The organism is Paenibacillus sp. AR247 (assembly GCF_002968895.1).
Lineage (GTDB): Bacteria > Bacillota > Bacilli > Paenibacillales > Paenibacillaceae > Paenibacillus_AQ > Paenibacillus_AQ favisporus.
Map to the genome: position 1 here is coordinate 865,699 of NZ_PCZT01000009.1, position 3,847 is coordinate 869,545.

General features: G+C 53.1%; 4 protein-coding genes. 1 reads left to right on the top strand and 3 read right to left on the bottom strand.

The annotated features are described in order from the left end of the window. Nucleotides 1-639 (bottom strand): AraC family transcriptional regulator (locus CPT76_RS12075; RefSeq protein ID WP_181152941.1); only part of this gene is annotated, 639 nt, incomplete at its 3' end. 173 nt (nucleotides 640-812) lie between these two features. On the opposite strand from CPT76_RS12075, the gene CPT76_RS12080 reads away from it, so the two are divergent. After that, a complete protein-coding gene (locus tag CPT76_RS12080; RefSeq protein WP_105443096.1) occupies nucleotides 813-2,348 on the top strand; it encodes a sulfatase family protein in 1,536 nt (511 codons plus the stop codon). A gap of 147 nt (nucleotides 2,349-2,495) precedes the next feature. On the opposite strand, the gene CPT76_RS12085 is transcribed toward CPT76_RS12080, so the two are convergent. Continuing rightward, nucleotides 2,496-3,113, bottom strand: a complete 618-nt coding sequence (locus CPT76_RS12085) for a hypothetical protein (RefSeq protein WP_146116228.1) — start codon at nucleotides 3,111-3,113, stop codon at nucleotides 2,496-2,498. Beyond that, on the bottom strand, nucleotides 3,037-3,847 hold an 811-nt coding region (locus tag CPT76_RS12090; RefSeq protein ID WP_483870048.1), incomplete at its 5' end, for a glycosyl hydrolase family 95 catalytic domain-containing protein. The genes CPT76_RS12085 and CPT76_RS12090, both read right to left, overlap by 77 nt.

Sequence of the window (3,847 nt, forward strand, 5' to 3'; positions counted from 1 at the left end):
CATGCCTACAAACCTCGTAAACTGTGTCGAAAAATAGGTGCGGTTCAGGCCGGCATACTCGGCTACTTGCTGTACGGTGATCCCCTCGGCGGCATGCCATTCGATGTACTCGGTCCACTGGGATGCTTTTACATTTTTTATCGTTGTAGCAGCAGGACGATGAGGCTCGTCCACGGCTTTGGCGCTTGCGATCAGCTGGGATAACACCTGGTACAGCAGTCCTTTCAGGTTCAGGGCGGCGGCGACCTGGTCCGTCTTGCCATCCTTCCACTCCGCAAACAGACGCCGGATCAAGTTCGCTACCTCTGGAATCCACAGCCCTCTGGAGCAGGGTACATCCGGATGAAAGCCTGCCAGATTCAGCATCGGTTCCATGCCCGGTCCATCCATGGCCAGCCATGTTAACTGCAGAGAATGATCGTCGTCCGGCTTGTAATACATATAGGTACGGTTCGGATACATGCAAAAGGCATCCCCTGTCTGCAGCCTGTACGTGTGCCCCTCATATTCAACCATCAGGCTGCCTGCCCTGACAAAATGAATACTGTAGCATTCAATTCTCCGCGGACCAATCCGGTAACCCGGCTTTGCCGTACTTTGACCCGCCCTGACCAGCCAGAACGGTGTACCTTTGTCGATCCTGGTCGGCGTGTAATTAAAAACTCAGCAAATTCGTGATCATACTCCTGCAGCATGCGTTATCATCCTCCCCATCATCCTTACATGAACTGACAAAATGATAAATCTATCATACAATACGCCATTCTCTTTGGGCACCCCTTTACATATAATCAGTTCGAGGAGGTTGACGGATGAAGAAACCTAATATTTTGTTAATTACCAGCGATCAGCAGCACTGGAATACGATTGGCGCCTTTAATCCTGAAATACATACCCCGAATCTGGACCGGCTTGTCCGGGAAGGGACGACGTTCAACCGGGCGTATTGCCCCAATCCGACCTGTACGCCGAGCCGTGCCTCGATCATTACAGGCATGTACCCGAGCCAGCATGGCGCGTGGACGCTCGGCACCAAATTGCTGGAGGACCGCCATACGGTAGGCGAAGATTTCAAGCAAGCCGGTTACCGGACAGGGCTGATCGGTAAAGCACATTTTCAGCCGCTCACATCGACCGAGGAATTTCCGTCGCTTGAAGCCTATCCTATTCTTCAGGATTTGGAGTTTTGGAAAAATTACAAAGACGGATTCTACGGTTTTGACCAAGTCGAGCTGGCGCGGAATCACACCAATGAAGCCCATGTCGGGCAGCATTATGCGCTGTGGATGGAAGAGAAAGGCTGCCATAATTGGAGAGACTACTTCCTGCCGCCTACAGGTACCATGGACCGGGACCAAACATATAAATGGCCGATTCCCGAAGAGTACCACTACAATACCTGGATCGCCGAAAGGACCAATGCTTTACTGGAACAATATCATGAAAACGACGAAAGCTTTTTCCTGTGGTCCAGCTTCTTCGACCCGCACCCGGAATACCTCGTTCCCGAGCCATGGGATACGATGTACGATCCCGAGCAGCTCACCATTCCCGAGATGGTTCCGGGCGAGCATGACCGTAACCCGCCTCATTTTGCCAAAACGCAAGAAGAGCAACCTGACTTCACAGACCTGCAGGAAACGGGACATGGCATCCACGGTTACCGTTCGCATCATTATTACGAGTACGGCAGCAGGAAGCGATTGACAGAGTATGACAAGAAAAAGCTGGTCGCCGTCTATTACGGCATGATCAGCATGATGGATAAGTACATCGGGCATATTCTCGATAAGCTGGAGGAACTGGGAATGGCCGATAACACGATCGTCGTCTTTACGACGGATCACGGGCATTTCTTCGGACAGCACGGTCTGCAGGCCAAGGGCGGGTTTCATTACGAGGACTTGATCAAGCTGCCGTTTATCGTCCGGTATCCCGGTGAAGTGCCGGCCGGCAAGCGGAGCAGCGCCATTCAATCTTTGGTGGACCTGGCTCCGACCTTCTTGTCCCTGTGCGATCTACCGGTTCCTTTTGCGATGACGGGCATCGATCAGAAAAAGGTATGGCTCGGCGAAGCCGCACAGGCGCGGGATCACGCTATCTGTGAGTTCAGGCATGAACCGACCACCATCCACCAAAAAACGTACGTCGACGAGCGTTATAAAATCACAGTCTACTACAACCAGACCTACGGTGAAATCTTCGATCTGCAGGAAGACCCCGGAGAGCTGAACAATTTATGGGGCGATCCGGAGCATGCGCCGCTCAAAACCGAACTTCTGCTTAAATATGCCTGGGCGGAGCTCGGCAAAGAGTCCATGCCGATGCCGAGAATTACCGGAGCATAGCGCTTGCCAGGCCCGATCCAAACGATGGGAATGCTTGGCCCGGCGTAATGAAATTCATGAACCTATGAACGTTCGAGAGTAAGAGTAACAGCAGCACATCCAAAAAGGCCGATTCACATCACTGTGAAACGGCCTTTTCCAACTCATTTATCGATTCGGATACAGCTCGAATTCATCACCTAACTCCGTCTCAAACTGGAGCAGCGAACCCTCCAACAAGTGAACCTCGCCTCCTACCTTCTGCAGGCATACTTCGCCTTCTCCCCATGGATTCCGAATCCGGCATGTTCCTCCAAGGGAGGACGTGATCGTTACATATTGTATATCGCCATCCTGAACAGCCGATTTGACGTTAAATCCACCAGGACACCATAGCGAAAATTCGCAGTCCCAATCCACTGGACTTGCAGGGAACAGACGGATAACCGAATCCTGGCCTGGGCCAGCAGGCTGGCTTTGGCACAGCGCCGATTGCAGCGCAGCTGCAGCGTTACCGAGACGCTGAATGCTGATGCAGTTCACCCCTTCCCTGACGGTCAAGCGGTTTTCAAACGATTTGATTCGGCCTGTATCGTTGAAATAGCAGTAATCCCGCTCCGCGTTGACACATTCCAACTGGGCCAGCACGACCTGCTTAAAAGGCTCGGCAAGCCCCATATTGGCCAAGACGCGTGCCATCCCCGACATTTCAGAGGCAGCCCGGCTCCAGTCGTGATCGAGAAGCTCCTCCTGGTATCGAATCGTCGCCATAGTCGTATCGAACATGCCACGATTTCTTTTCAGCGGTTTCTAGTGAACATAGGCTGCCGAAATAGGCAGGCTTCACGTCGATATTGCTTTTCTGATCTAACACTGGACCGAGAGCGCCGACCCATACGGCCGCTTTCCCTTCTTCCGTTTTCAGGACGGCGTCCGCTTGGTCGCTTCGCGGGAGCGGGGCCAGATGCTCGTAGAGCTCCTGCCACGCCGGCCGTATATCGCGATCCAATCCGAGTAGGTCCGAAGCCCGCAGGACGATCGGGAAGATTGTATGCATGCCCGCCATCGAATCCATCGTGTCTTTGCCGCCGTAATATTTTTCGTCGCTGGTCGTATGATACATATGATACAGCCCGTCCTCATCCTTCCGCAGGTTGGGGTAGTGGCGGAAAAACTCGGCGACGCCCCGGATGATCGGATATGCGCGCTCACGCAGCCATTCTTCATCCTTGGTGAACTCATAGTACAACCAGTAGTGATATGCAATCCCGACCTGGGTGGCGAACATGTGCGTCGTGAATCCAAAGGGGCCGAAACCTCGTTCCTTGTACGTAAACCTGCCGTCCACATATTTTTCGTGATACTTCCAGTTCCAACGGCTCTCATGCGGCCGCTTGGAGTAAGCATACTCGCGAAACCGATCGGTCATTTGCTCCCACGGCTTGCGCAGCAAATAGAGGTCCCTCATTTCTTCGGCAATGTCTTCCGGCAGCTCCTCCACGCCATCAAAGGACACGACT

Coding starts and splice junctions, on each gene's coding strand:
- CPT76_RS12080 (WP_105443096.1), top strand. CDS start 813: ATGAAGAAACCTAATATTTTGTTAATTACCAGCGATCAGCAGCACTGG.
- CPT76_RS12085 (WP_146116228.1), bottom strand. CDS start 3,113: ATGTTCGATACGACTATGGCGACGATTCGATACCAGGAGGAGCTTCTC.